At 70.8% G+C, this 23,483-nt stretch carries 27 protein-coding genes; 12 read left to right on the top strand and 15 right to left on the bottom strand.

Features of this window, described 5'->3' with window-relative positions:
• Nucleotides 1-358 (bottom strand): carboxypeptidase-like regulatory domain-containing protein (locus tag C5H89_RS11125; RefSeq protein ID WP_205304984.1); only part of this gene is annotated, 358 nt, incomplete at its 3' end.
• Between the two features lie 166 nt (nt 359-524).
• Nucleotides 525-1,643 carry a homoserine O-acetyltransferase gene (locus C5H89_RS11120; protein ID WP_104107083.1) on the bottom strand — a complete coding sequence of 373 codons (1,119 nt, stop codon included), beginning with the start codon at nt 1,641-1,643 and terminating at the stop codon, nt 525-527.
• A 45-nt stretch (nt 1,644-1,688) separates the two neighbouring features.
• Between C5H89_RS11120 and C5H89_RS11115 the strand changes: the two genes are divergently transcribed.
• Nucleotides 1,689-2,552: a class I SAM-dependent methyltransferase gene (locus tag C5H89_RS11115; RefSeq protein WP_114149421.1), complete on the top strand. Its 864-nt coding sequence runs from the start codon at nt 1,689-1,691 to the stop codon at nt 2,550-2,552.
• A gap of 15 nt (nt 2,553-2,567) precedes the next feature.
• On the opposite strand, the gene C5H89_RS11110 is transcribed toward C5H89_RS11115, so the two are convergent.
• The 8 genes from C5H89_RS11110 to C5H89_RS11075 all read right to left on the bottom strand — a co-directional run bounded on the left by C5H89_RS11110 (nt 2,568) and on the right by C5H89_RS11075 (nt 10,223).
• Nucleotides 2,568-4,139 carry a carboxypeptidase regulatory-like domain-containing protein gene (locus tag C5H89_RS11110; protein ID WP_162799337.1) on the bottom strand — a complete coding sequence of 524 codons (1,572 nt, stop codon included), beginning with the start codon at nt 4,137-4,139 and terminating at the stop codon, nt 2,568-2,570.
• A gap of 208 nt (nt 4,140-4,347) precedes the next feature.
• On the bottom strand, nt 4,348-5,934 hold the full coding sequence (locus C5H89_RS11105) for a carboxypeptidase-like regulatory domain-containing protein (RefSeq protein ID WP_162799336.1): 1,587 nt from the start codon (nt 5,932-5,934) through the stop codon (nt 4,348-4,350).
• A 165-nt stretch (nt 5,935-6,099) separates the two neighbouring features.
• On the bottom strand, nt 6,100-7,386 hold the full coding sequence (locus C5H89_RS11100) for an O-acetylhomoserine aminocarboxypropyltransferase/cysteine synthase family protein (RefSeq protein WP_104107079.1): 1,287 nt from the start codon (nt 7,384-7,386) through the stop codon (nt 6,100-6,102).
• 91 nt (nt 7,387-7,477) lie between these two features.
• On the bottom strand, nt 7,478-7,774 hold the full coding sequence (locus tag C5H89_RS11095) for a DUF1416 domain-containing protein (protein WP_104107078.1): 297 nt from the start codon (nt 7,772-7,774) through the stop codon (nt 7,478-7,480).
• Nucleotides 7,774-8,622, bottom strand: a complete 849-nt coding sequence (locus C5H89_RS11090) for a sulfurtransferase (RefSeq protein WP_104107077.1) — start codon at nt 8,620-8,622, stop codon at nt 7,774-7,776. The genes C5H89_RS11095 and C5H89_RS11090 overlap by 1 nt, the downstream gene beginning before the upstream one ends.
• Before the next feature lie 32 nt (nt 8,623-8,654).
• Nucleotides 8,655-9,101 (bottom strand): DUF4395 domain-containing protein, encoded by a 447-nt coding sequence (locus tag C5H89_RS11085; protein WP_104107076.1) that lies wholly within the window; start codon nt 9,099-9,101, stop codon nt 8,655-8,657.
• A 264-nt stretch (nt 9,102-9,365) separates the two neighbouring features.
• The gene (locus C5H89_RS11080; protein ID WP_104107075.1) at nt 9,366-9,824 is read right to left on the bottom strand and encodes a thioredoxin family protein; all 459 of its coding nucleotides are present in this window, start codon (nt 9,822-9,824) and stop codon (nt 9,366-9,368) included.
• A gap of 96 nt (nt 9,825-9,920) precedes the next feature.
• On the bottom strand, nt 9,921-10,223 hold the full coding sequence (locus C5H89_RS11075; RefSeq protein WP_240181811.1) for a MoaD/ThiS family protein: 303 nt from the start codon (nt 10,221-10,223) through the stop codon (nt 9,921-9,923).
• Nucleotides 10,224-10,264: 41 nt separating this feature from the next.
• On the opposite strand from C5H89_RS11075, the gene C5H89_RS11070 reads away from it, so the two are divergent.
• Together C5H89_RS11070 and mshD are read left to right on the top strand one after the other, a co-directional pair.
• Nucleotides 10,265-11,032 carry a response regulator transcription factor gene (locus C5H89_RS11070; protein WP_104107074.1) on the top strand — a complete coding sequence of 256 codons (768 nt, stop codon included), beginning with the start codon at nt 10,265-10,267 and terminating at the stop codon, nt 11,030-11,032.
• 60 nt (nt 11,033-11,092) lie between these two features.
• On the top strand, nt 11,093-11,899 hold the full coding sequence (mshD, locus tag C5H89_RS11065; RefSeq protein WP_104107073.1) for a mycothiol synthase: 807 nt from the start codon (nt 11,093-11,095) through the stop codon (nt 11,897-11,899).
• A gap of 3 nt (nt 11,900-11,902) precedes the next feature.
• Here the strand turns inward: mshD and C5H89_RS11060 are convergent, their stop codons facing one another.
• Genes C5H89_RS11060 through C5H89_RS11050 form a run of 3 tightly spaced genes read right to left on the bottom strand, consistent with a single transcriptional unit; the run spans nt 11,903 to nt 13,797 of the window.
• Nucleotides 11,903-12,838, bottom strand: a complete 936-nt coding sequence (locus C5H89_RS11060) for a folate-binding protein YgfZ (protein WP_104107072.1) — start codon at nt 12,836-12,838, stop codon at nt 11,903-11,905.
• Nucleotides 12,835-13,299, bottom strand: a complete 465-nt coding sequence (locus C5H89_RS11055; protein WP_104107071.1) for a Fur family transcriptional regulator — start codon at nt 13,297-13,299, stop codon at nt 12,835-12,837. The genes C5H89_RS11060 and C5H89_RS11055 overlap by 4 nt, the downstream gene beginning before the upstream one ends.
• Nucleotides 13,300-13,302: 3 nt before the next feature.
• Nucleotides 13,303-13,797: an FABP family protein gene (locus C5H89_RS11050; RefSeq protein WP_104107070.1), complete on the bottom strand. Its 495-nt coding sequence runs from the start codon at nt 13,795-13,797 to the stop codon at nt 13,303-13,305.
• Nucleotides 13,798-13,819: 22 nt separating this feature from the next.
• Between C5H89_RS11050 and C5H89_RS11045 the strand changes: the two genes are divergently transcribed.
• A complete protein-coding gene (locus C5H89_RS11045; RefSeq protein ID WP_104107069.1) occupies nt 13,820-14,182 on the top strand; it encodes a DsrE family protein in 363 nt (120 codons plus the stop codon).
• Here the strand turns inward: C5H89_RS11045 and C5H89_RS11040 are convergent.
• Nucleotides 14,176-15,048, bottom strand: a complete 873-nt coding sequence (locus tag C5H89_RS11040; RefSeq protein ID WP_162799335.1) for a glycosyltransferase 87 family protein — start codon at nt 15,046-15,048, stop codon at nt 14,176-14,178. The genes C5H89_RS11045 and C5H89_RS11040 overlap by 7 nt on opposite strands.
• A 62-nt stretch (nt 15,049-15,110) precedes the next feature.
• Nucleotides 15,111-15,956 (bottom strand): 3-keto-5-aminohexanoate cleavage protein, encoded by an 846-nt coding sequence (locus tag C5H89_RS11035; protein ID WP_104107067.1) that lies wholly within the window; start codon nt 15,954-15,956, stop codon nt 15,111-15,113.
• A gap of 59 nt (nt 15,957-16,015) precedes the next feature.
• Between C5H89_RS11035 and dtd the strand changes: the two genes are divergently transcribed.
• The 8 genes from dtd to C5H89_RS10995 all read left to right on the top strand — a co-directional run.
• Nucleotides 16,016-16,441 (top strand): D-aminoacyl-tRNA deacylase, encoded by a 426-nt coding sequence (dtd, locus tag C5H89_RS11030; RefSeq protein WP_104107066.1) that lies wholly within the window; start codon nt 16,016-16,018, stop codon nt 16,439-16,441.
• Between the two features lie 34 nt (nt 16,442-16,475).
• Nucleotides 16,476-17,021 (top strand): hypothetical protein, encoded by a 546-nt coding sequence (locus C5H89_RS11025; protein WP_104107065.1) that lies wholly within the window; start codon nt 16,476-16,478, stop codon nt 17,019-17,021.
• Nucleotides 17,022-17,112: 91 nt separating this feature from the next.
• A complete protein-coding gene (locus C5H89_RS11020) occupies nt 17,113-18,528 on the top strand; it encodes a hypothetical protein (protein WP_104107064.1) in 1,416 nt (471 codons plus the stop codon).
• Complete coding sequence (locus C5H89_RS11015; RefSeq protein ID WP_104107063.1) at nt 18,525-18,920, top strand: hypothetical protein; 396 nt, start codon at nt 18,525-18,527, stop codon at nt 18,918-18,920. The genes C5H89_RS11020 and C5H89_RS11015 overlap by 4 nt, the downstream gene beginning before the upstream one ends.
• A gap of 39 nt (nt 18,921-18,959) precedes the next feature.
• Nucleotides 18,960-21,140, top strand: a complete 2,181-nt coding sequence (locus C5H89_RS11010; RefSeq protein WP_104107062.1) for an RNA degradosome polyphosphate kinase — start codon at nt 18,960-18,962, stop codon at nt 21,138-21,140.
• A gap of 68 nt (nt 21,141-21,208) precedes the next feature.
• Nucleotides 21,209-21,826, top strand: coding sequence for a DUF47 family protein (locus C5H89_RS11005; protein WP_104107061.1), 618 nt, complete (start codon nt 21,209-21,211; stop codon nt 21,824-21,826).
• Nucleotides 21,827-21,830: 4 nt separating this feature from the next.
• Nucleotides 21,831-22,826 carry an inorganic phosphate transporter gene (locus tag C5H89_RS11000; protein WP_104107060.1) on the top strand — a complete coding sequence of 332 codons (996 nt, stop codon included), beginning with the start codon at nt 21,831-21,833 and terminating at the stop codon, nt 22,824-22,826.
• Between the two features lie 25 nt (nt 22,827-22,851).
• Nucleotides 22,852-23,483, top strand: a 632-nt coding sequence (locus C5H89_RS10995; protein WP_104107059.1) for a CDP-alcohol phosphatidyltransferase family protein, incomplete at its 3' end; no start/stop codon positions are given.

Below are 23,483 nucleotides of genomic sequence, written 5' to 3'. Positions count from 1 at the left end.
CGGCGAGGTCGACCTCGCCGTCGTTGAACTCGGGAATGTAGCCGGGGGCGACGAAGCCGAGCCGGTAGCCGCCGCCGGGTGTGTTTCCGGCGGCCAGCCCTTCGGCCCGGTAGTTGCCGGCCGCGTCGGCACGCACGGTGCGCACGGTGAAGTAGCCCCTGGGGCCGAACCCGTTGATGCTCACTTCCGCGCCGGGGATCGGTCCGTCGGGCCCGCTGATGGTGCCCACCAGGGTCGCGGTCGTGGGCTCCTCCTGGGCGACCGCGCCCACCGCCCAGGTGGGGAGCAGCAGCCCGAGGACCACCGCCACCGCGCCGAGGATCGAGGCCGTCCGGCGTACCGGTGTGCGTGTGTCCATGTGGCCCTCCCGGACTCACGCGGCGACACCTTTTCCGGATCGCCGCGCTTTTCACACTAGGACCGGCCCCCGGCCCCCGATAGTCCAGAACAGGGGAGGTTCACCTCGCCCTCCAGACCCCGTGGCGGGACGTGAAAGCACCATTCGGACCCAGCTTTTGGTGCTCTCACGTCCCGCCAGCAAGGAAGGCCGCCACTCGCTCGTGGTAGCCGGGCGGCTCCAGCAGGAACGAGTCGTGACCGTGCGGAGAGGTGAGCTCGGCTAGGTCGACGTCGATCCCGCACTCCGCCAGGCACTCGGCCAGCCGCCGGGACTGCGCGGTGTCGAAGCGCCAGTCGGAGTCGAACGAGGTCACCTGGAAACGGGTCCGGGCAGCGGCCAGCCGCTGGTGCGTCCACGGGTCGGCGAACGGGTCGAAGTAGTCCAGCAGCCGGGTCAGGTAGAGATAGCTCAGCGCGTCGAACCGGTCCAGGAACGTCTCGCCCTGGTGCTGCAGGTAGTGCTCGACGGCGTAGTCCGGTGCCAAGGTCCAGTCATCGCCGATGCGATCGCGGCGGTGCCCGAACTTGGTCTCCAGGGACTGGCCCGAAACGTAGGTGATGTGGGCCATCATCCGGGCCACCTTCTGGCCCCGGCGCGGGGTCACCCCGTGCTCGACGTACCGCCCGCCGTGGAAGTCGGGGTCGCTCATGATGGCCTCGCGGGCCACCGCGGAGAAGGCGATGTTCTCCGGCGAGAGCCGCGACGAAGCGGCCACCAGCACCGCGCGCTCCACCTCCTCGGGCGCGTCGATGACCCACTGCAGAATCTGCATGCCGCCCAGCGAGCCGCCGACCCCGGCGTACAGCCGGCTCACGCCCAGGTGCGCCATCAGGCGCCGGTGCACCGCGACCAGGTCGGACATGTGCAGCAGCGGGAAGTCCAGGCAGTACGGCGAACCCGTCGCGGGGTCGATCGACTGCGGGCCGGTGGTGCCCGAGCAGCCGCCCAGCAGGTTGGGCGAGACCACGAAGAAGCGGTCGGTATCGACCGGCTTGCCGGGGCCGATCATGTTGTCCCACCACCCACGCTTCTTGGCGCCCAGGTGGAGGCCGGCGGCATGGGCGTCGCCGGTCAGGGCATGACAGACGAAGACCACGTTGTCCCGCGCCGGGGACAGCTCGCCGTAGGTCTCGTAGGCGACCTCGACATGGTCGAGCCGACCCCCTCCCCGCAGCACCAGCGGATCGGCCGTGCTGGCGAGCACGGCGCGTCGGGTCTCCACATAGCCCACCAAGCCGCTCACCGGACCAACCGTGCCACACGGTGCGACACCGCTAGGCTCCCGCCCATGGGGGCTGGGGAGATCCACTACTGCACCGTGTGTCGACAACTGGTCAAGAGGCCGTTCCGGCCCGGACCCAACGGTCGGCCCGGCGCCCGCTGCCCGCGCTGCCGCGGGCTGGAGCGCCACCGCTTCTTCGCGCTCCTGCTCGACCTGATCGGCCCACAGCTGACCCACGTCGAGACGGTGCTCGACATCGCCCCGACGCCCCAGTCCATCTCCTGCCTGTCGGCGCTCGAGCCCTCGCGCTACCTGCGGCTGGACCTCGGTCTGGACAACCGACTGGTCGACGCCCTGGGCGACATCACGCGGCTACCCGTCAGGGACGCCTGCGTGGACCTGCTCGTCTGCTACCACGTGCTCGAGCACGTGCCCGACGACCACGCGGCCATCGCCGAGCTGGCCCGGGTGCTCTCCCCCGGCGGCCTCGCCCTGGTGCAGGTGCCGATCCGCTTCGGCACCACCACCGACGAGGACCCCTCGGCTCCCGAGGCGGAGCGGGTCGTCCGCTTCGGGCAGGCCGACCACGTCCGCTACTACGGGGACGACTTCGAGGACCGGCTCACCCGGCACGGGCTCTCCTTCCACCGCATCCTGCCCGCGGACCTGCTCGGGCCGGCGCTGTGCGACTACCTCAAGGTCGAGCACACGGAACCGGTCTGGGTGGTACGCCGCGGCCCCGCGCCGGTCGAGCCGCTCGCCTTCCCGGGGCTCATCAGCCTGCACGACGCGATGCTGACCCAGCTCGCCAACCGGACCCGCGAGCGCGACCGGGCCCGGCGCCGGGTAGAGGGCCAACGGCCGCCGCGCCCGCTCCAGGTCAGGATCGCGGACCGGGTGCGGGCCGGCATCCGGGCCAGGCGTTCCTGACCCGAACCCCCTCGATCACCGGATCCGCAGCTCCTTGGTCGTGACCAAGGAGACCGAGCCGTCGGCGCGGGTGTAGGTCAGCCGGGCCGAGAGCAGCGTGCCGCGGTCCGCACCCTTGACCTGGTAGAGCACGCTGGTGGCGCCTGGGATCGGCGTACCGTCGCGCAGCCACTGCCGGGTCACCGTCGCGCCCGCCCTTGGCCAAGACAGGACGGCCAGCACCCCGCCGACCTTGGGGACCCCCAGCAGCACCGGCTGCGGCCCCGGGTTCGGTGACGGGGACTCGCTCGGGGTGACCGTCGGACTGGGCGACTCGCTGGGGGTCACCGTCGGGCTGGGCGACGGGGACGTCCCCACCCTGGCCAGGTCGAAGTCGATGACCAAGCCGTCCCGCGCCTCGATCGGGAGCGCGGGCGGGTCGCACCCGGGAGGCGCGTCGGGGTAGGCCTCACCCACGAAGAGGTCGGTTGCCTCCCCTCGCGGCACCGCCTGGACGTAGTAGGGCGTGGCGGCGGCGAGACCGTCCACCGCGTAGAACCCGGACGCGTCGACCGATCCGCCGTCCCCTGTGAACATGCAGCGGATCCCGGACCTGTCGCTTCTCACGAGGAAGAGTCCGACGTGTGCCGGGATGGGCTCCCCGGCGCCGGTGACCCGACCCTGCAGGACGCCGCCCTGCAGATCCGCGTCCAGCCCCAGGACGTCACTCGTCGTGACGGTCACGCCGCCCCCCGAGTAATCGCCTGGGGTTAGTGCGGTGTAGCCGGCGGTCCTGGCTTGGTACTGACCCGGCCAGACCGGGACGGACCACGTGCCGTCAGGCGCGGTCAACGCCTCCGCCACCTCCACGACCTCCGTGGAGGTCACTTGGCTCACCCGGATCCTGAGGCCGCGGAGCGGATCGCCGCGGTACGTGATCCGTCCCCCGATCCGCAGGGTGCCGCGGCCGATGACCGGGTCGAGGACGTTGTCGCCCTCGCCCAGCGCCAAGTCGTCGGCCTGGAAGACCTCCCTGGCGTCGGGGTGGAACTCGGTGAGGAAACCGGTCGCCTCGATGCGCACCCGGTGGATCCCAGGCTCCAGCCTGGGCACCCGGTAGCTCCCATCGGCACCGGACACGCCACCTCCCGACGCGGACCAACGTCCGTCGCTCAGCTGGAACGTCACGACCCGCGCGCCGGCGACCGGTCCGTCGGGGCCCCGCACCGTCCCGGTCAGCGCGGCGTAGCGCACCAGCGTCGCGTCGATGACGGTCGGCCCGTCGACGAGCACGCCCGCACTGTCGGGTCCGAGGTCCAGGAAGTACGTGACGTGGGTGTTGCCGAAGAAATAGCCGTTGTAGCGCCCACCGACCACCTCCAGGGCGTAGCGGCCCTGCGCGTCCGTGGTCACCTCGTAGTCGGGCAGCTCGGGCTCCATACCGGTGAAGTAGAAGGTCATCCCCGCCACCGGCTGGCCGTCCGTGCCCGTCACGGTCCCCGTCACCGGGTACGTCGGCTCGTCGGCCTGCGCCGCCGCGGTCCGGTCCAGGGTGGAGACCATGAGCCCCAGCAGGGCCACGGTGAGCGTGAGGACTGCGGCGATCACTCGCCGATACCGGGCGGGCATTGGTGACGACATCGCAGGTCTCCCAGACTGTCGGCGCGCCAGCCCCTTCCGGGTCGACGCCTTCTCCACGCTAGCCCTGGGGCCTACGGCCTGATAGAGCCAGAATCGGGGACGTGTGAGCCGCGCCACACGAAGCCGGACGGAGCGGGGCCGCACCTGTGCTCGGGCACGACCAGAACCCCCTCGATCACCGGATCCGCAGCTCCTTGGTCGTGACCACGGAGACCGAGCCGTCGGTGCGGGTGTAGGTCAGCCGAGCCGACAGCAGCGTGCCGCGGTCCGCACCCTTGACCTGGTAGAGCACGCCGGTGGCGCCTGGGATCGGCGTACCGTCGCGCAGCCACTGCCGGGTCACCGTCGCGCCCGACCTCGGCCAGGCCAGGACGGCCAGCACCCCGCCGACCTTGGGGGCCCCCAGCAGCACCGGCTGCGGCCCCGGGTTCGGCGACGGCGACTCAGTCGGGGTGACCGTCGGGCTGGGCGACACCGTCGGGCTGGGTGACTCACTCGGGGTAACCGTCGGGCTGGGCGACGGCGACGTCCCCGCCGGGGCCAGGTCGAAGTCGATCACCAGGCCGTCCCGGGGGTCCACCGGCAGCGTGGGCGGGTCGCACCCGAGAGGGGCGTCGAGGTAGGCCTCACCCACGAAGAGGTCGGCTGCCTCCCGCCGCGGAAACGCGAAGATGTAGTAGGGCGGGGAGAGGAGGCCGTCCACCGCGTAGAAACCGGACGCATCGGTCCGCCCGCCGGTGGGGAAGCCGCAGATGAACCCGGTCCTGTTGGGCACCTTCACGAAGGCCCCGACGTCGGACGGGATGGGCTCCCCGGCGCCGGTGACCCGACCCTGCAGGACGCCGCCCTGCAGGTCCGCGTCCAGCCCCAGGACGTCACTGGTCGAGACGGTCACGCCGCCCCCCGAGTAGTCCCCGGGAGTCAACGCGGTGCCTCCGACGGTCTTGGCTTGGTACTGACCCGGCGAGACCGGGACGGACCAGGTGCCGTCGGGGGCGGTCAACGCCCCCGCCACCTCCTCGACCCCGGTGGAGGTCACGCGGCTCACCAGGATCGTGAGGCCGCGGAGCGGGTCGCCTCGGAAGGTGATCCGTCCCCCGATCCGGAAGGTGATGCCGGGGCTGAGTACCGGGTCCAGGAGGTTGTCGCCCTCCGCAAGCACCACGTCGTCGGCCTCCGAGACCTCCGCGGCGTCTGAGTGGAACTCGGTGACGAACCCGGTCGCCTCGATGCGCACCCGGTAGGTGCCGGGGTCGATCCTGTTGACCCGGTAGCTGCCATCGGCACCGGAGACGCCGCTTTCCCCGAGGGACCAATACCCGTTGCTCAGCCGGTACGTCGTGACCCGCGCGCCGGCGACCGGACCGTCGGGGCCACGCACCGTCCCGGTCAGCGCGGCGTAGCGCACCAGCGTCGCGTCGATGACGGTCGGCCCGTCGACGAGCACGCCCGCACTGTCGGGTCCGAGGTCCAGGAAGTACGTGAGATGGGTGTTGCTCAGGAAATAGCCGTTGTAGCGCCCACCGGCCACCTCCAGGGCGTAGCGGCCCTGCGCGTCGGTGGTCACCTCGTAGTCGGGCTGCTCGGGCTCCATGCCGGTGAAGTAGAAGGTCACCCCCGGCACCGGCTGGCCGTCCGTGCCGGCGACGGTCCCCGTCACCGGGTACGTCGGCTCCTCCACCTGCGCGACCGCGGCCCGATCCAGGCTGGAGACCATCAGGCCCAGCACGGCCACGGTGAGAGTGAGAACGGCGGCGATCATTCGCCGATAACGTGCGGGCAATCGTGGCGACATCGCGGGACTCCCGGGACTCGACGCGCCAGCCCCTCTCGGGTTGACGCCCTCTTCACGCTAGCCCTGGGATCTACGGTCCGGTAGATCCAGAATCGGGGAAGTGTGACCCGAGCCACACGTCCCCGACGCCGCTCACTTGGCGGCGGCCAGCGCCTGCTCCAGGTCGGCGATGATGTCCTCGACGTTCTCGATGCCGATCGAGAGCCGCACCATGTCCTCCGGCACACCGGCCGCCTCGAGCTCCTCGGGGGTGAGCTGGCTGTGGGTGGTGGTGGCGTTGTGGATCGCCAGCGACTTGGCGTCACCGATGTTGGCCAGGTGGCTGAAGAGCCCCAGCGACTCGATGAACGCCTTGCCGCCCTCGCGCCCGGACTTCAGGCCGAAGCTCAGGATGCCGCCGTACCCCTTGCCGGTGAAGGTGCGGTCCGCGACCTCCTTGTAGGCGCTGGACGCCAGGCCCGGGTAGCTCACCCAGGAGACCGCGTCGTGACCTTCGAGGAACTGCGCGACCGCCAGGGCGTTCTCGGAGTGGCGCTCCATCCGCAGGTGCAGCGTCTCCAGGCCCTGGAGGAACAGCCAGGAGTTCATCGGGGTGATCGCGGCACCGGTGTTGCGCAGCAGCACCGTGCGGGCCCGGATGATGTACGCCGCCGGGCCGGCAGCCTCGGTCCACACCGCGCCGTGGTACGCCGGGTCCGGCTTGGTCAGCCCGGGGAAGCGGTCGGAGTGCGCGGCCCAGTCGAACGTCCCGGAGTCCACGATCACGCCGCCGATGGAGGTGCCGTGGCCGCCGATGTACTTGGTGGCCGAGTGCACCACGACGTCGGCGCCCTGCTCGATCGCGCGCACCAGGTACGGCGTCGGGGCGGTGTTGTCGATGATCAGCGGCAGTCCCGCGGCGTGCGCCGCCTCGGACCAGGCCGGGAGGTCGATGACGTTGATCTTGGGGTTGCCGACGGTCTCGCCGAAGACCAGCTTGGTCTTCTCGTCCACGTGCTTGGCCAGGTCCTCGGGCTTCTCCGGGTCCACGAACCGCACCTCGATGCCGAACTGCGGCAGCGTGTGGGCGAACAGCGCGTAGGTGCCGCCGTACAGGGTGGAGAAGGCGACGATGTTGTCGCCGGCGTAGGTCAGGTTGAGCACCGCGTACGTCGTGGCCGCGGAGCCCGACGCCGTGGCGAGCGCCCCGACGCCGCCCTCGAGCTGGTTGATCCGGTCCTCGAAGACCGACTGGGTCGGGTTCATGATCCGGGTGTAGATGTTGCCCGGCTCGGCGAGGGAGAACAGGTTCGCCGCGTGCTCGGTGTCGTTGAAGACGTACGACGTGGTCTGGTAGATCGGCACGGCGCGCGCGTTGGTGGCCGGGTCCGCCTCCTCCTGTCCGGCGTGGACGGCGAGGGTCTCGGGGCGGTAGGTCATGGGGGCTCCTGCTCGGGTGACGTGTCGGTGGGTGATGCGGGAAGGGCCCCACTCCCCTGAAGGGAGCGGGGCCCCGCTCGAGACTGTCGTCTCAGACGGCGATGTCGACCTCGGCCACCGACCCGATCTGGGCGGTCACCTTGCGATCGACGGGCTCGGCCTTGGGCGCCAGCGTGCGCAGCGTCCACTCGCCCTCGCCGGCGAAGAACCGGAAGTGGCCCGTGACCGAGGTGGGGACCTCGGCGGTGAACTCGCCGGTCCGGTCCAGGAGCCGGACGTACGCCGACCCGACGGGCTCGCCGTCGCGGGTCACCTGACCCTGGATCACGGCCTCCTTGGCGACGTTGACGCCGTCGAGCGACAGGCCGCCCTCAACCGCGCCACACATCAGGCGACGCCCGGCTCGTCACCCAGGGCGACCGGGACGCCGACCAGGGAGCCGTACTCGGTCCAGGAGCCGTCGTAGTTCTTGACGTTCTTGAAGCCCAGCAGCTCGTGCAGCACGAACCAGGTCAGCGAGGAGCGCTCACCGATGCGGCACAGCGCGATGGTGTCCTTGGAGTCGTCGATGCCGACCTCGTCGTAGAGCTTGCGCAGGTCCTCGTCGGACTTGAAGGTGCCGTCGTCGTTGGCGTTCTTGCTCCACGGCACGTTGAGGCTGGTCGGGATGTGACCGGCGCGCTGGGCCTGCTCCTGCGGGAGGTGGGCCGGGGCCATCAGCCGACCGGCGTACTCGTCGGGGCTGCGCACGTCGATCAGGTTCTGCACGCCGATGGCGGCCACCGCGTCGTCGCGGAACGCGCGGATCGAGCGGTCCTGCTCGGTCGCGGTGTAGGTGGTCCGCTCGCGCGTCGGCACGGCGTCGGTCAGCTCGCGGGAGTCCAGCTCCCACTTCTTGCGACCGCCGTCCATCAGCTTGACGTCGCGGTGGCCGTAGAGCTTGAAGTACCAGAAGGCGTAGGCGGCGAACCAGTTGTTGTTGCCGCCGTAGAGCACCACGGTGTCGTCGTTGCTCACGCCACGCTCGGAGAGCAGCGCCTCGAAGCCGGCCTTGTCGACGAAGTCGCGACGGACCTGGTCCTGGAGGTCGGTGGTCCAGTCCAGCTTGATCGCGTTGCGGATGTGGCCCTTGTCGTAGGCGGTGGTGTCCTCGTCGACCTCGATCAGGACGACGCCGGGGGTGTCGAGGTTGTCCTCGACCCACTGGGCAGTGACGAGCGAGTTCTCGCGGCTCATGGTGTTCTTCTCTCTGTTCGGGTGGTGCGGAGTCAGTGGGAGGCTGCGGGGCGTCCGACGCCCGCGCGCCGGATCAGCAGGTAGAGCTCGCAGCCCAGGCAGAAGCCGAAGGCCGCGTTGAGCAGGGCAGCGGCCAGCGCGAAGCCAGTCGCGACGAGGCCGAGCAGGTCCAGACCGGCGCCGAACCCGACCAGGCCGACGACCGCGAAGGCGAGCCCGACGCCCTGGGCGAACCGCGGCGGGGCCGGGTCCTCGAGGTGGTCGGGCGCAGCCAGGCGGGGCTTGACCAGCGTGCGGAACAGCCACGAGTACGGCGTGTGGCTGATGCCGCGCAGGACACCGGTCGCGAAGACCAGCGCCTGCACCGCGAGCAGCCCGGTCGCCCAGGGGCCGGGCGCGAGCAGCAGCACCACGGCAAGCACCACCGTGGTGAGGGCCGCAGCGAACTGCGGGCCGCGCGGATCGATCTGGTCGTTCATGAGGTCCTTTTTCAGTGCGTTGGCAATCCCAAGAGGGGTGCTGGTGCTACGCCGAGGCGGCCGACGCACTGGTCCGCTGATCGCGGACAGAGGGGTGGCGTCAGCCTCAGGACATTCGACACAGGGCTGAGTGGACGCGGCAGTGGTCCACTGCGCGTCGCTTCGTCAGCCAGGTCGAGCTCATGAGTACGAGAGTAGGGGCGGCGTGGCGTCGCACCCCAATCGCGTCCCACATGTCGGACGCGTGTTCCAAATGCTGGACAGTCACGGGAGTCGTCCCAGCGCCTGCAGCACCTGCTGCTTCGTCGGAGCGCCCGCCGCGCGGGTCACCTCGCGACCCTGCCCGTCGAGCACCAGGGTCGTCGGCGTGCGCAGCACCCCGAGCCGGCGCACCAGCTCCAGCTGCGACTCGGCGTCGACCTCCACGTGGGTCACGTCCGGGACCAGGGCCGAGACCTCCTCCAGCGTGCGACGGGTCGCGCGGCACGGGGCGCAGAACGCGCTGGAGAACTGCAGCAACGTGCCCTTCTCCCCCAGCTGGTCGGCGTACACGGTGCCGGTGAGGAGCGAGACCTCCGTCGGGAACTCGCTCTCGCGCTCCCCCGCCTCGCTGGTCTGGGACCCGCGGGTGCCGCGGAAGCGCCCATCGGTCCTGGCTCGCCACAGCCCGAAGGCCACCGCGAGCCCCGCGGCGCCGATGAGCACCCACTGTCCGGTCGTCACGTGAGCCGGAACACGCGGGTGGGCCGGGGCATTCCCCAGGGCGTGGTCCCACTGGTCCAGATCGGCGCGGTGCTGCCGTCGGGGACTCCGAGACGATCAGCCTCCGGCGAAGGGCGGCAGGAACTCCACCGTCGCCCCGGGCTGGACCAGCAGCGTCCCCGGGTCCTGCCTGCCGACGGGTCGGTCGTCGACCAGCGCGGCGCACACGCCCAGCACCGCGGGCAGCCGGTCGGAGCCCGGGTGCAGTGCCACCGCACGGTCACGCAGGTCGGCCAGCGTCAGGGGTACGTCGGTCTCCACGACGTCGGCCTCCACCCCGGCCTCGTGGCGGGCGGCCGCCCAGTAGCGCAGTGTGATCCTGCCGATGCTTGGACACATCTGGGACTCATCGGGGCTCATGACCGGTATTGTCGCCCCACTTGGCCACGTGAGGGGGATGCATGAGCACTCTGCTGCTGCTCACCAGCGCGCTCCAGTCCTCCGCCGAGGTGCTTCCGGGGCTCGGGCTGCTCGGCCACCACGTGCGGATCCTGCCGTCCGAGGGCAGCGCCCTGCTGGAGGCCCCGGACTCCGACCTGGTCCTGGTCGACGGCCGTCAGGAGCTGGCGCACGCCCGCGACCTGTGCCGGCTGATCCGCACCACCGGCACCCAGGTCCCGGTGCTGATGATCGTCACCGAGGGCGGTCTCGCGGTGGTCTCCCACGACTGGGGCATGGACGACGTCGTGCTCCACAACTGCGGCCCGGCCGAGCTCGAGGCCCGGATCAGGCTGGCGATCGGCCGGCTCACCGCCGCCATGGAGGCCGCCGACCCCGACGCGCACGTGATCCGCAGCGGAGAGATCGTCGTCGACGACGCGACGTACACCGCCCGGATCGGCGGGCGCCCCCTGGACCTGACGTTCAAGGAGTTCGAACTCCTGAAGTTCCTCGCCCAGCACCCGGGCCGGGTGTTCAGCCGCCAGCAGCTGCTGCAGGAGGTGTGGGGCTACGACTACTTCGGCGGCACCCGCACCGTCGACGTGCACGTGCGCCGGCTGCGCGCCAAGCTGGGCCCCGAGCACGAGACGCTGATCGGCACCGTGCGCAACGTCGGCTACCGGTTCGTGCTCCCCGTCGCGGACAAGACGCGGGTCGAGGACCCGGCCGTCGCCGACGCGGGAGCCACCCGGTCCGAGGACGTCGAGCCCGAGGCCGCCGAGATCTGAGTCACGGCCAGACGGGAGCCCCTGTCTAGTCCGCTCCGCATGTCGACATAGGGTCGTGACATGCCCACCATCGAGATCGTCGCCGAGCGGGCCGAGGCCGCCGACGGGGCCGCGCCGATCGACGAGGCAACCTTGATGGCGCTGCACGCCGGTGACTGCGAGGTCATCGAGCACGACGGCGCCTTCGCCCTCGTGCACGGCGAGGAGCTCACCCTGGTCGTCGACCCCCCGGTACGACGCCACGGCCTGGGCACCGCCCTGCTGGACGAGGTGATGGGCAGCCACCCCGGCATCAACCGCGCCTGGAGCCACGGCAACCACCCGGCCGCCGCCCGGCTCGCTGCCCGGCACGGCATGCACCGGGTGCGTGACCTGTGGGTGATGCGTCGCGAGCTGACCTCACCGCTCCCGGTGGTCAAGCCGCCGTACGGCGTGGAGCTGCGCGGCTGGCAGCCCGGTGACGCCGACGAGCTGCTGCGGGTCAACGCCGCGGCCTTCGCCAAGCACCCCGAGCAGGGCCAGATGGACGCCGCCAACCTGGCGGCTCGGATGGCCGAGCCCTGGTTCGACCCCGCCGGACTCATCATGGCCTTCGAGACCGACGGCAAGCTGCTCGGCTTTCACTGGACCAAGCAGCACTCCCCCGAGCTCGGCGAGGTCTACGTGGTCGGCGTCGACCCGGACGCGCAGGGCCGGGGCCTCGGTCGGCTCCTCACGCTGGCCGGGCTCGCCCACCTCCAGGAGCGCGGAGCCGAGGAGGTCCTGCTCTACGTGGAGGCCGACAACCAGCCCGCCATCGCGACGTACGCCGGGCTGGGGTTCACCCACGCCGCCGCGGACACGCACGTGATGTACGCCAAGGTCTGAGCCTCAGCGCAGCTTGGGCCGCACGTGCATCCCGACCTCGGGGTCCACGACGACCTCCTGGCCGGCCGGCATCCCCTCCAGCATCAGCGGGGCGTCGACGGGCACGTTGCGCTTGACCAGCGCCAGGGCGATGGGCCCCAGCTCGTGGTGGCGCGCGGAGGAGCCGACGAAGCCGACGACCCGGTCGCCGTGCAGCACCTCGGAGCCGACCGCGGGCAGCCGGTTCTCGGTGCCGTCGAGGTGCAGCATGGTCAGGCGCCGCGGCGGGCGGCCCAGGGTGTGCACCCGGGCGACCGTCTCCTGGCCGCGGTAGCAGCCCTTGTCCAGGTGCACGGCCGAGGGGATCCAGCCCACCTCGTTGGGGATGGTCCGGTGGTCGGTGTCCACGCCCATCCGCGGCTCACCGCGGGCGATCCGCAGCGCCTCGTAGGCCCACAGCCCGCACGCCGGGCCGGCCGCCTCGGCGTACGCGGTGACGCGGTCGCGGGGCACCAGGTCGAAGGTGCCGCCGTCGACGGGTCGCCACATCACGGCCAGGTCGTCGACCAGGGAGACCTCGACGCGCATCATGAACCGCATCCGGTCCAGCCACTGGGCCAGCGCGGCGCCCGCGCCGGGCTCGGTGTGGGCGGTGAACGCCTCGCCGTCGTCGATGCCGTGGAAGTGGTGCTCCACGTGCCCCTGCGGGCTGAGCACCAGCGCCTGGGTCCACACCCTGGGCGCGATCCCCTCCAGGAACTGGGTGGTCAGGGAGTGCAGCCAGGTGAGCCGGTCCGGCCCGCTGATCCGCACCACGTCACGGTGCGAGAGGTCGACGAAGCCGTCGCCCGACTCCAGGGTGCGCTGCTCGAGGTTGAAGGAGCCGTAGTGCGCGGCCACGGGAGCGTCGACGCCGTCGCCGCTCACCGCGCCGGGCAGGCTGAGGCACGAGCTGGTCATCGGTTCTCCTGCTGGTGGACGGGATGGTCGTGGGGGTGGTCGCCCTCGTCGGCGACCTCGGGGCACTCCTCGCAGCGACCGAAGATGGCCAGGTGGCCGACGTCGGTCACGAAGCTGTGCTCGCTGCGCAGCCGGGCCAGGAACGGGGCGGCCCTGTCAGGGTCAACCGAGGTGACCTTGCGGCAATTCCGGCAGACCAGGTGGAAGTGCTCGGCCTCACGCGCGGAGTGGTACGTCGGCGCCCGGTCGCTCAGGTGCGTGTGGCGCACCAGCCCGAGCTCCTCGAGCACCTCCAGCGCCCGGTAGACGGTGGAGATGTTGCAGGCGCCGCCCAGGTGGTCGCGCAGCTCGTCGGGGGTGGCGTGCCCCAGCTCCTCCACCGCGGCCAGCACCAGCTGACGCTGCGGCGTGAGGCGGTAGCCGCTGCCCCGCAGGGCCTGGGCGAGCTCGTGCTCAGCCATGACTCACGCCCGCTGCAGGCGCGCCCACAGGTGCGGCTGCAGCGGCTGGCCCACGGCCGCCATGTCGTAGGCGTAGAGCAGGTCGCCCTCGACGTTGCCGTAGAGGCGCTTGCCGGCGGCGACCTCCTTGGCGGACTCGGTGCGGACCACGGCGTCGGTGGTCAGGTCGAGCTTGCCGCCGGTGGCGTCGCCGTACCAGACCTCGACGAAGCCGGTGTTGTGCGCGAGCAGGAACTCGACCTTGCCGGGCTCGGGGCAGCGCAGGAAGCCGGTCTCGATGGCGCCGTCACGGACCTTCTCGCCGTTCTCGTCGAGGATCCAGGCCCGCGACATGTAGTGGAAGAAGGGACGGCCGTCGTGGGTGAAGATCAGCTCCTGCCCGAACTGGAACTTCTCGATCGTGGGGTAGTCACCGTGGCCGTTGCCGCGCCAGGTGCCCAGCAACCACGCAACGGGACCGCAGTTGGGGTGCAGGTTGTCAGGGAGTTCGAACGGCATGGGGCCACTCTAGTGTTGGTCCATGACTCGCCCACTCGTCGTCAAGGTCACCTGCGGAGCGGACGACCCCGAGCGCTGCAACCAGGCGTTCACGGTCGCCGCGTCCGCCGTCGCCGCCGGGGCGACGGTCTCGCTCTGGCTCACCGGCGAGGCCGCCTGGTACGGCGTACCGGGGCGGGCGGAGGAGTTCTCCCTCGAGCTCGCCACTCCCCTGGCCGCGCTGCGCGACGCCGTGCTGGCCGGCGGCACCCTGACCGTGTGCACCCAGTGCGCCGCGCGGCGCGGGATCACCGAGGAGGATCTGCTGCCCGGGGCGCGCATCGCGGGAGCCGCGCTGTTCGCCGAGGAGGTCCTCGGCGACGGGGTGCAGGCGCTGGTCTACTGAAACCGGCCCAGCGACTCCCGATCGGCCGGTCCGGCGGCGCCCGAGACGCCGGCGGCGACAACCGGGGCCCGTAGTCGCGGGATGGCGGCCAGCAGCGCGAAGGAGCCCTGGGCCAGCACCGGGGTGGCCAGCAGCATCACCACCGGAAGAAGCCAGCGGCGGTCGCGGCGGGCGGCGTACCCGGTCAGCAGCACAGCGCACGGCAGGCGCAGCCACAGCGGAGGAACGATCGAGCCGCTGGCGGCGTCGGCGCCACCGGCGTTGTCGGTGAGGAAGCCGAGCCAGTCTCGCCACAGCGACGGATCCGCGAGCAGCGAGGTCCCCAGCACCAGCACCGAGGCCGCGATGAACGACGCCGCCCGCCGCCACTCCCCCCGGGCGAGGAACCACACCGGTCCCAGGCAGGGCAGGATCTTGGTGAACGCCACGAAGACCCATGGCGTGCCTCGTGAGGCCCCCAGAACGGCGCACACCGCCAGCAGCCAGTAGATGTTGCCCGACAGGATCTCCGGCACGCAGACCAGCCACAGGCCGAGCGCGACGAGCGGCCGTGTCCCCCTGAGCAGCCAGCCGACCCCCAGCGCCGCCGAACCCACCATCACGCCGCAGAAGACCGGCCAGGGCAGCTGGACCAGCGGCCAGACCGCCTGGGCGAAGGCGGGGCTGTAGTTGTAGGCGTCCTGTACTCCCGGGGTGGCGTCGTACAGGCCCCCGTCCCAGGCCACGTAGTAAGCATGCGCGTCCCACCCGAGCCCGTAGCGCCAGGCCCACTGCACTCCCACCAGGGCCAGGCAGGTGCCGAGGACCAGCAGCACGTCGCCGGGCAGCCGGCGACGCAGAGAGATCCTCGCCTCCGGTGCCGTCACCCCCACAGGCTAGGAGCACACGGCGCTCGTCGGCGCCGGATCCGGCGAACCTGCGGCGCCGGCTACTCGCGGGGCGCCGCCCGCGCCGGTACGCCGAGCAGCTCGCGCGCCTCGGCGGGCGACATCGGCGTGCGCTGCGCGACCGTGCCGGCCTCGACGGCCCGCCGTACCAGCTGGGCGTTGGACTCAACCGGGACCCCGCGGCTCATCGTGAGCACGTCCTCCATCCCGACCCGCAGGTGGCCGCCCTTGCTGAGCGAGGCCAGCATCACCGGCAGGGTGGAGCGGCCGATGCCGGTCGCGGACCAGGAGGTGACGGCCTCAGGCAGGTCGCGCACCGCGGCGACCAGGGCGTCGGCGGTGCCGTTCATCCCGCCGGGCACGCCCATCACCAGGTCCACGTGCACCTTGCCGCCCGCGGGCAGGCCGTAGCGGTCCAGCAGCCGGGTCAGGGCGTGCACCTGGCCGAGGTCGAAGAGCTCGAACTCCGGTGCCACCGCGCGCTCCTGCGCCAGCTGGTAGAGCTCGCACACGAACGGCCAGGGGTTGAGGAAGACGTCGTCGCCGAAGTTGGTGGTGCCCATCGTCAGGCTGCAGGAGTCGGGCTCGGCGTCGAGCACCTTGAGCCGGTCGGACAGCGGGTCGTGGACCGAGCCGCCGGTGGAGAGCTGGACCACCAGGTCGGTGCTCTCCCGCAGCGCGGCGACCGTCTCCCGGAGCCGCCCGCCGTCCAGGGTGGGCTGGTGCTCGCCGTCGCGCACGTGCACGTGGATCATCGCGGCACCCGCGTCCTGGCACTCGGTCGCCGTGGTCACCAGCTCCTCGAGCGTGGTGGGCAGCTGGGGGCAGTCGGCCTTGGCGGTCTCGGCGCCGGTGGGCGCCACGGTGACGAGCAGCGGATCGGGCATACGGTGCATCGTGGCAGAGTCGCCACCCACACCCCAGCATCCCCCGGAGGTTTTCCGTCATGCGCGCCGTGATCCAACGTGTCTTGTCGGCATCTGTCGCGATTGACGGAGAAGTTGTCGGCGAGCTCTCCCTGCCCGGGCTGCTCGTCTATCTCGGCGTCACCCACACCGACGGCCCCGACGAGGTCTCCTGGATGGCGCGCAAGATCTGGGACCTGCGGCTGCTGCGCGAGGAGCGTTCGGCCTCCGAGGCGGACGCGCCGATCCTGGTGGTCAGCCAGTTCACCCTGTACGGCGACGCGGTCAAGGGGCGGCGACCCACCTGGGCCGCCGCCGCCCCCGGACCGGTCAGCGAGCCCGTCTACGACGCGGTGTGCGCGGAGCTCGAGGCGCTGGGCGCGCACGTGGAACGAGGCGTGTTCGGGGCCGACATGCAGGTGGCGAGCCTGAACGACGGACCGGTCACCTTGATCCTGGAGCGCTGAGAGCCCGACGTCGGGCAGCACTACCCTTGCCGCCATGACCCGACTCGGAGCCGCCCTCAGCCTCGTCCTCCTGCTGGCCTGCGTCGGGTGCAGCAACGACGACCCCGACGACCCGACCGAGGCGAACGCCTCGAGCACGCCCACCCCGACTGGCACCCCGACTGCCAGCCCGACGTGCCTCGGCGTCAGCACCGACCAGCTCGCCGAGTGGTCGGGCCTGCCCCAGGAGCTCACCGAGAGCTCGGACACCGACGCGACCAAGTGCGTCAACCTCCAGGACGAGGCCGGCATGCAGGTGGAGTGGGAGTACCCCACCTACGACAGCACCTTCACCGAGCTCGGCGAGCGCGCCGACCTGCCGGGGCTGGAGCGCTCCCGGATCGAGCTCGGCGGCGGCACCCCCGGCTGGCTGCTGAGCGGCATCGCGGTCCAGTACCCCCAGGCCAGCGTGGTCGCGCTGATCGACGACCGCCCCTTCGAGGTGGTCGCCCGTACCTACGACGTCGGCGTCGCCGAGCCCGCGGACCTCGACACCCTGCTCCGGGTGGCCAAGGGGGTGGCCGCGGCCCAGCTGCGGTGACCTCTCCGCCCTCCGGTGTTTGACGTCCCCAAATTGAGGGGAAGGTGAGCGGTGGCTGCCACGGTCTGGCGCCATGAACCGGGGGGATCACATGGGGAACGCAGAGCTCGTCATCGAGTGGGGCAACCTGGATCGGCTGTTCCAGTCGATGCAGAAGGTCGACGCCCAGTCCGTGACGATCAGCGACTACTTCGGCCGTCAGGTCTGCAGCAAGGCCGGGTTCGACTACCCCGCCTGCGCCCTGAGTCCCATCGCGAACCAGCTGGACACCCTGGACGGCTACTTCGTCAACATGCGCAAGCTGTTCCAGGAGCGCTGGGACGGCATGATCGCCGCCATCGCGGTGACCGCGAAGGACGTCGACTCCACCGACAACGCCATCAACTTCGACTTCCAGCACTACCTCGGCGACATGCCCGCCCCCGCCCAGGTCTTCCCGCCGCTCTCGGTGGACTACGAGTCCTTCGCCCTCCAGGACCCCGCCGACGACCTCAAGGAGCCCTCCGCGGGTGAGGACCGGCAGAAGCACGACAAGGACTGGACCGACGTCTCCTCGGGCTACGACGAGTGCCGCGACACCATCAACTCCGCGATCGACCGGATCAACTCCCTCGGAGCTCCCGGCGTCCGCCTGCAGCGGCTGAGCGAGAAGAGCCTGCAGGAGCACATCGTCTTCCCGCTCTCCGGCAACTACCGCAAGATCCAGGGCAACGCCGAGGCGTGCGGCTTCATCGAGGACGCGATGTGGACCTGGGGCGGCAACTTCAGCGCACTGTCCGGCAAGCTCGTCCTAGCCATGCGCGGCGACGTCCAGCTCGCCCTCTTCGCCCACCTCAACCTTTACAACGTGGTGATGAAGTCCGTGGGCACCTGTGTGCAGGGCGGCTCCGTGGTCTTCGACGGCATCGCCTCGATGTCGGAGAAGATCGCCGTGGCCGTCGAGAAGGCCCTGGTCGTGATGGGCAAGACGCTGCTGCGGGTGGCGAGGAAGCTGGCCAGCCGGGTGCTCGGGCTCTTCGGCTGGATGATGCTGGCCAAGGACCTCCTGACCCAGGGCATCTCCGCCGTCACCGACATCGTCGACGACGTCCGGGCCTGCATCGAGATCATCGACGCCTGCTTCGACCTGGTCGACTCGATCAAGGCCTGGGCCGCGGCGCAGGCCGCGGCGCTGGACGCCTTCAAGGGCATCGTCGACGCCGTCACCCAGCTGCCGATGGCCACCGTGGGAGGCGGTCTGGGCGCCCTCGGCACTGTCGACCTGCCCACCTTCGAGACCAAGCTGGGCGAGATCACCTACGACTTCGAGGGCGACCCCGTCGCCACCGGCGGACTGGACGACGAGCTCGAGGATCTCGGCGAGGCCTACCCCGAGGTCCCTGACGACGGCGGGGACAACGGCGACGACGGCGGCGACTCCGGTGACGACGACTCGGGCGACCGGCTGATGGCCCCCGGCCCCGTCGGGGAGCCGTCGGAGTTCAGCCAGGGGGTGGTGAGCGCATGACCGGCTACTACGACGCCTCCGCTCCGCCGCCCGAGCGGCCGGACGTCCGCGCCGACCTGGCCGCCCTGCAGCGCGACCAGTCCCACGTCGACCTGCTGGCCGCCCTGGACCGGGTCGAGGAGCTCTCCGCTCGCCAGGCCGAGGAGGAGGAGGACGGTCCCGACGCCGACGTGGTGCGACTTCTCGAGGAGATCACCGGCGCGGACGACGCACCACTGGCCTTCCGGTCCCTGCACGACCGCGTGGCCGCGGGTCACGCCACCTGGGCCGAGTTCTGGGCGGCGCCGCAGGACCACGCCGACGGCCCCCGGCTCTTCGGCGCCGTCATCCGTGCCCAGTCGGCGCTCAACGCCGCCGTGGCGGCCGCGCCCCCACCGGATCGGCAACCTTGAGTACACCGCGGGTTCACCCATCAGTGACACACTGAACACATGGCCTCCACGCTGCCCCTGCACGCCAGCAGTGCCCCGGGCGAGGAACCCGTCACTGACCCGTTCGCGCACACCGCCGACACCTTCGACGTGGAGCCGCCGTACGTCCCGGACCTGGCGCAGATCGTCGCGGTGAAGCAGTACGGCAACCGGTTCCTGGACCGCGAGCTGTCCTGGCTGCACTTCAACCAGCGGGTGCTCGAGCTCGCCGAGGACACCAGCCTGCCGCTGCTGGAACGGGTCCGGTTCCTGGCGATCTTCACCAGCAACCTCGACGAGTTCTTCATGGTCCGGGTGGCCGGGCTCAAGCGCCGCATCGCCGCCGGGGTCGCGGTACGCGCCGCGTCCGGGCTGCTGCCCCGCGAGGAGCTGGAGCGGATCTGGTCGGGCGCCGGCGAGCTCATGGAGCGCCAGGCCCACGTCTTCCGCGACGACCTCATCCCCGCACTGCGGGAGGAGGGCATCGAGCTGCTGCGCTGGGACGAGCTGGACCGGGAGGAGCAGAAGTACTGCAAGCGGATCTTCAAGGAGCGCGTCTTCCCCGTGCTCACCCCGCTGGCGGTGGACCCAGCCCACCCCTTCCCCTACATCTCCGGGCTCTCCCTCAACCTGGCCGTCATCGTCCGCCACCCCAAGACCGGCACCGAGCACTTCGCGCGGGTCAAGGTGCCGCCGATCTTCACCCGGTTCGTGCCGCTGGGCAACCAGCGGTTCGTGCCGCTGGAGGACCTCATCGGCGAGCACCTCAAGCGGCTCTTCCCGGGCATGGAGATCGTCCAGTCCCACGCCTTCCGGGTCACCCGCAACGAGGACCTCGAGGTCGAGGAGGACGACGCCGAGAACCTCCTCAAGGCCCTGGAGCGGGAGCTGCTGCGCCGCAAGTTCGGCCCGCCGGTGCGCCTGGAGGTCGAGGACTCCATGGACGAGCGGATGCTGACGCTGCTGGTCTCCGAGCTGGGCATCTCCGCGGCCGAGGTCTACCGGCTGCCCGGGCCGCTGGACCTGCGCGGGCTGCACGGCATCGCCGACCTGCCGCGCGAGGACCTGCAGTACCCCGCCTTCCTGCCGACCACCCACCCGCTGCTCGCCGAGGTGGAGTCCGCCTCGCCGGTCGACATCTTCGACGCCGTACGCCGGCACGACGTGCTGCTGCACCACCCCTACGACTCGTTCGCCACCTCGGTGCAGCGCTTCCTCGAGCAGGCCGCCGCGGACCCGCACGTGCTGGCCATCAAGCAGACGCTCTACCGGACCTCGGGCGACTCCCCGATCATCGAGGCCCTGATCGACGCCGCCGAGGCCGGCAAGCAGGTCCTGGTGATCGTGGAGATCAAGGCGCGCTTCGACGAGCGGGCCAACATCCGCTGGGCCCGCAAGCTGGAGCAGGCCGGCTGCCACGTCGTCTACGGGCTGGTCGGCCTCAAGACGCACTGCAAGCTCTCCATGGTGGTCCGTGAGGACTCCGACGGGATCCGTCGCTACACCCACATCGGCACCGGCAACTACAACCCCAAGACCGCCCGGACCTATGAGGACATCGGTCTGCTGACCAGCGACGACGTGATCGGCGAGGACGTCGCCCACCTGTTCAACAACCTCTCCGGGATCTCCCGCAACGCCGCCTACGAGAAGCTGCTGGTGGCCCCGGAGACGGTACGCAGCGGACTGGTGGGCCAGATCCACGCCGAGATCGCCCACCACCAGCAGGGGCGCCCCGCGCGCATCCGGATCAAGGCCAACTCGGTCGTCGACGAGGCCGTCATCGACGCCCTCTACCTGGCCTCGCAGGCCGGGGTCCCGATCCAGCTGCTGGTGCGCGGCATCTGCGCGCTGCGACCCGGCGTGCCCGGGCTCTCGGAGACCGTGGAGGTGCGCTCGGTGCTGGGCCGCTTCCTCGAGCACAGCCGGATCTTCTGGTTCGAGGCCGGCGGGGAGCCGACCGCCTGGATCGGGTCGGCCGACATCATGCACCGCAACCTGGACCGCCGGGTGGAGGTGCTGGTGCGGCTGCCGGGCCCCGGCATCGTGGAGCACGTGGGCGCCCTGCTGGATCTCGCCTTCGCCCCGGGCACCAGCGCCTGGATCCTCGGCGCGGACGGTTCCTGGACCCACCAGGACGGTGACGAACATCTCCAGTCGGTGCTCATCGAGCGCCACCGTCGCCGCCGACAGCCGGCCTGACTTGCGTTTGTCGGCTTCGTAGCCCGTAGCATGTCCGGCGTTCCGACCCTGCTCTCCAGGAGTTGTCCGTGGGTTTCCGTTTCCGCCCCGTCGAGTCTTCCTTCTACGATCTTTTCAGCGAGTTCGGTGCGCACCTCGTCTCCGGTGCCGACCTGCTGGCCGAGATGCTCTCCGACGACGCCGACCGCGAGGGCGTCGCCCGCCGCATGCGTGAGGCCGAGCATGCCGCCGACGAGACGACCCACGCGATCATCAAGCGCGTCAACTCCACCTTCGTGACGCCGTTCGACCGCGAGGACATCTACTCCCTCGCCTCGGGCCTGGACGACATCATGGACATGATGGAGGAGGCCGTCGACCTGATCCTGCTCTACCAGGTCGAGTCGCTGCCCTCTGAGCTGTCCAACCAGGTCGAGGTGCTCCAGCGCTGCTCCGAGCTGACCGCCGAGGCGATGCCCCGGCTCAAGTCGATGGCTGACCTCGAGGACTACTGGATCGAGATCAACCGGCTGGAGAACACCGGCGACAAGAGCTACCGCCGGATCCTGGCCAGCCTGTTCAGCGGCAAGTACGAGGCCATCGAGGTGCTGAAGCTGAAGGACATCGTCGAGTCGCTCGAGGGCGCCATCGACGCCTTCGAGAAGGTGGCCAACACCGTGGAGCAGATCGCCGTCAAGGAGTCCTGACCGGATGGAACTCGCGATCATCATCGCGGTCGTCGTTGTCGCCCTCGTCTTCGACTACACCAACGGCTTCCACGACGCCGCCAACGCGATCGCGACCTCGGTCTCGACGCGCGCACTGACCCCGCGGGTCGCGCTGGCGATGGCGGCGGTGATGAACTTCGTCGGCGCCTTCCTGGGCCAGAAGGTCGCCCAGACCGTCTCCGACGTCATCGACCCAGGCACCGGTAGCCACGCCCTGACCATCGTGATGGCCGGGCTCCTCGGCGCCATCGCGTGGAACCTGATCACCTGGTACTTCGGGCTGCCCTCCTCGTCCTCGCACGCCCTGATCGGCGGCCTGGTCGGCGCCGCCCTGGCCGCGGGGGCGTTCGTGGAGTGGTCCACCGTGGTGGAGAAGGTCGCCGTCCCGATGATCCTCTCGCCGCTGGTCGCCTTCACCCTCGGCTTCCTGGTGATGCTCGGCATCATGTGGGGTGCCCGCAAGGCCAACCCGTCCAAGGCCAACCGCGGCTTCAAGATCGCCCAGACCGTCTCGGCCGCCGCGATGGCGCTGGGTCACGGCCTCCAGGACGCCCAGAAGACGATGGGCGTCATCTTCCTGGCGCTGCTTGCCGGCGGCTACGTCTCCGACGGCGACGCCCTCCCGCTGTGGGTCATCATCGCCGCGGCCTCCGCGATCTCGCTGGGCACCTGGTCCGGCGGCTGGCGCATCATGCGCACCCTGGGTCGCCGCATCATCCACCTCGACCCGCCCCGCGGGTTCGCGGCGGAGTCGGTGGCCGCCACGGTGCTCTACACCACGGCGTACGTGTGGGAGGCCCCGATCTCCACCACCCACACCATCACCTCGGCCGTGATGGGCGTGGGCGCCACCAAGCGGCTCTCGGCCGTGCGCTGGGGCGTCGCCAAGTCGATCCTCGCGGCCTGGGTGCTCACCTTCCCGGCCGCCGGCCTGGTTGCGGCGCTCTGCTACTGGGTCACCCACCTGTTCCTGCCCTGACCCCCGCGCCCCTTACTGTTCTCCCATGACCTCGACGGCCGGCACGCCCACGCCGGTCCAGCGCCTCGCTGCCACCGCGGTGCACGCCTACACCGCGGTCGGCTCGGTGCTGGCCCTGCTGATGGTGCACTTCTCCTACCAGGGCCGCGTCGAGGCGGTGCTCTGGCTGTTCCTGGCCGCGATGGTGATCGACGGCACCGACGGGATGCTCGCCCGGCGGCTGCGGGTCAAGGAGGTGCTGCCGGGGTTCGACGGCGCCCTGCTGGACAACATCGTCGACTACATCACCTACGTCTTCGCGCCCATGGTGCTGCTGTGGGCCAACGGCTACCTCCCGGGAGGCTGGTTCGGCGGGCTCTGCGCCGCAGTGCCGCTGCTGGCCTCGTGCTACCAGTTCTGTCGCACCGACGCCAAGACCGACGACCACTTCTTCCTGGGCTTCCCCAGCTACTGGAACATCGTGGCCTTCTACGTCGTGGTGCTGGAGCTGGGCGAGACCACGACGGCGGTGCTGCTGCTGGTGCTGACCGTGCTCGTCTTCGTCCCCGTCAAGTACGTCTACCCGTCCCGTACGCCGGTGCTCTGGGCGGTCAACATGACCCTGGCGACGCTGTGGCTGGTGCTGTTCGGGCTGATCACCGCCGACCTGCCCGAGCC

The organism is Nocardioides sp. 616, assembly GCF_002930065.1.
Lineage (GTDB): Bacteria > Actinomycetota > Actinomycetes > Propionibacteriales > Nocardioidaceae > Nocardioides > Nocardioides houyundeii.
Note: the sequence above shows the minus strand (reverse complement) of the source record. Positions and strands in the feature narration are given on the sequence as shown.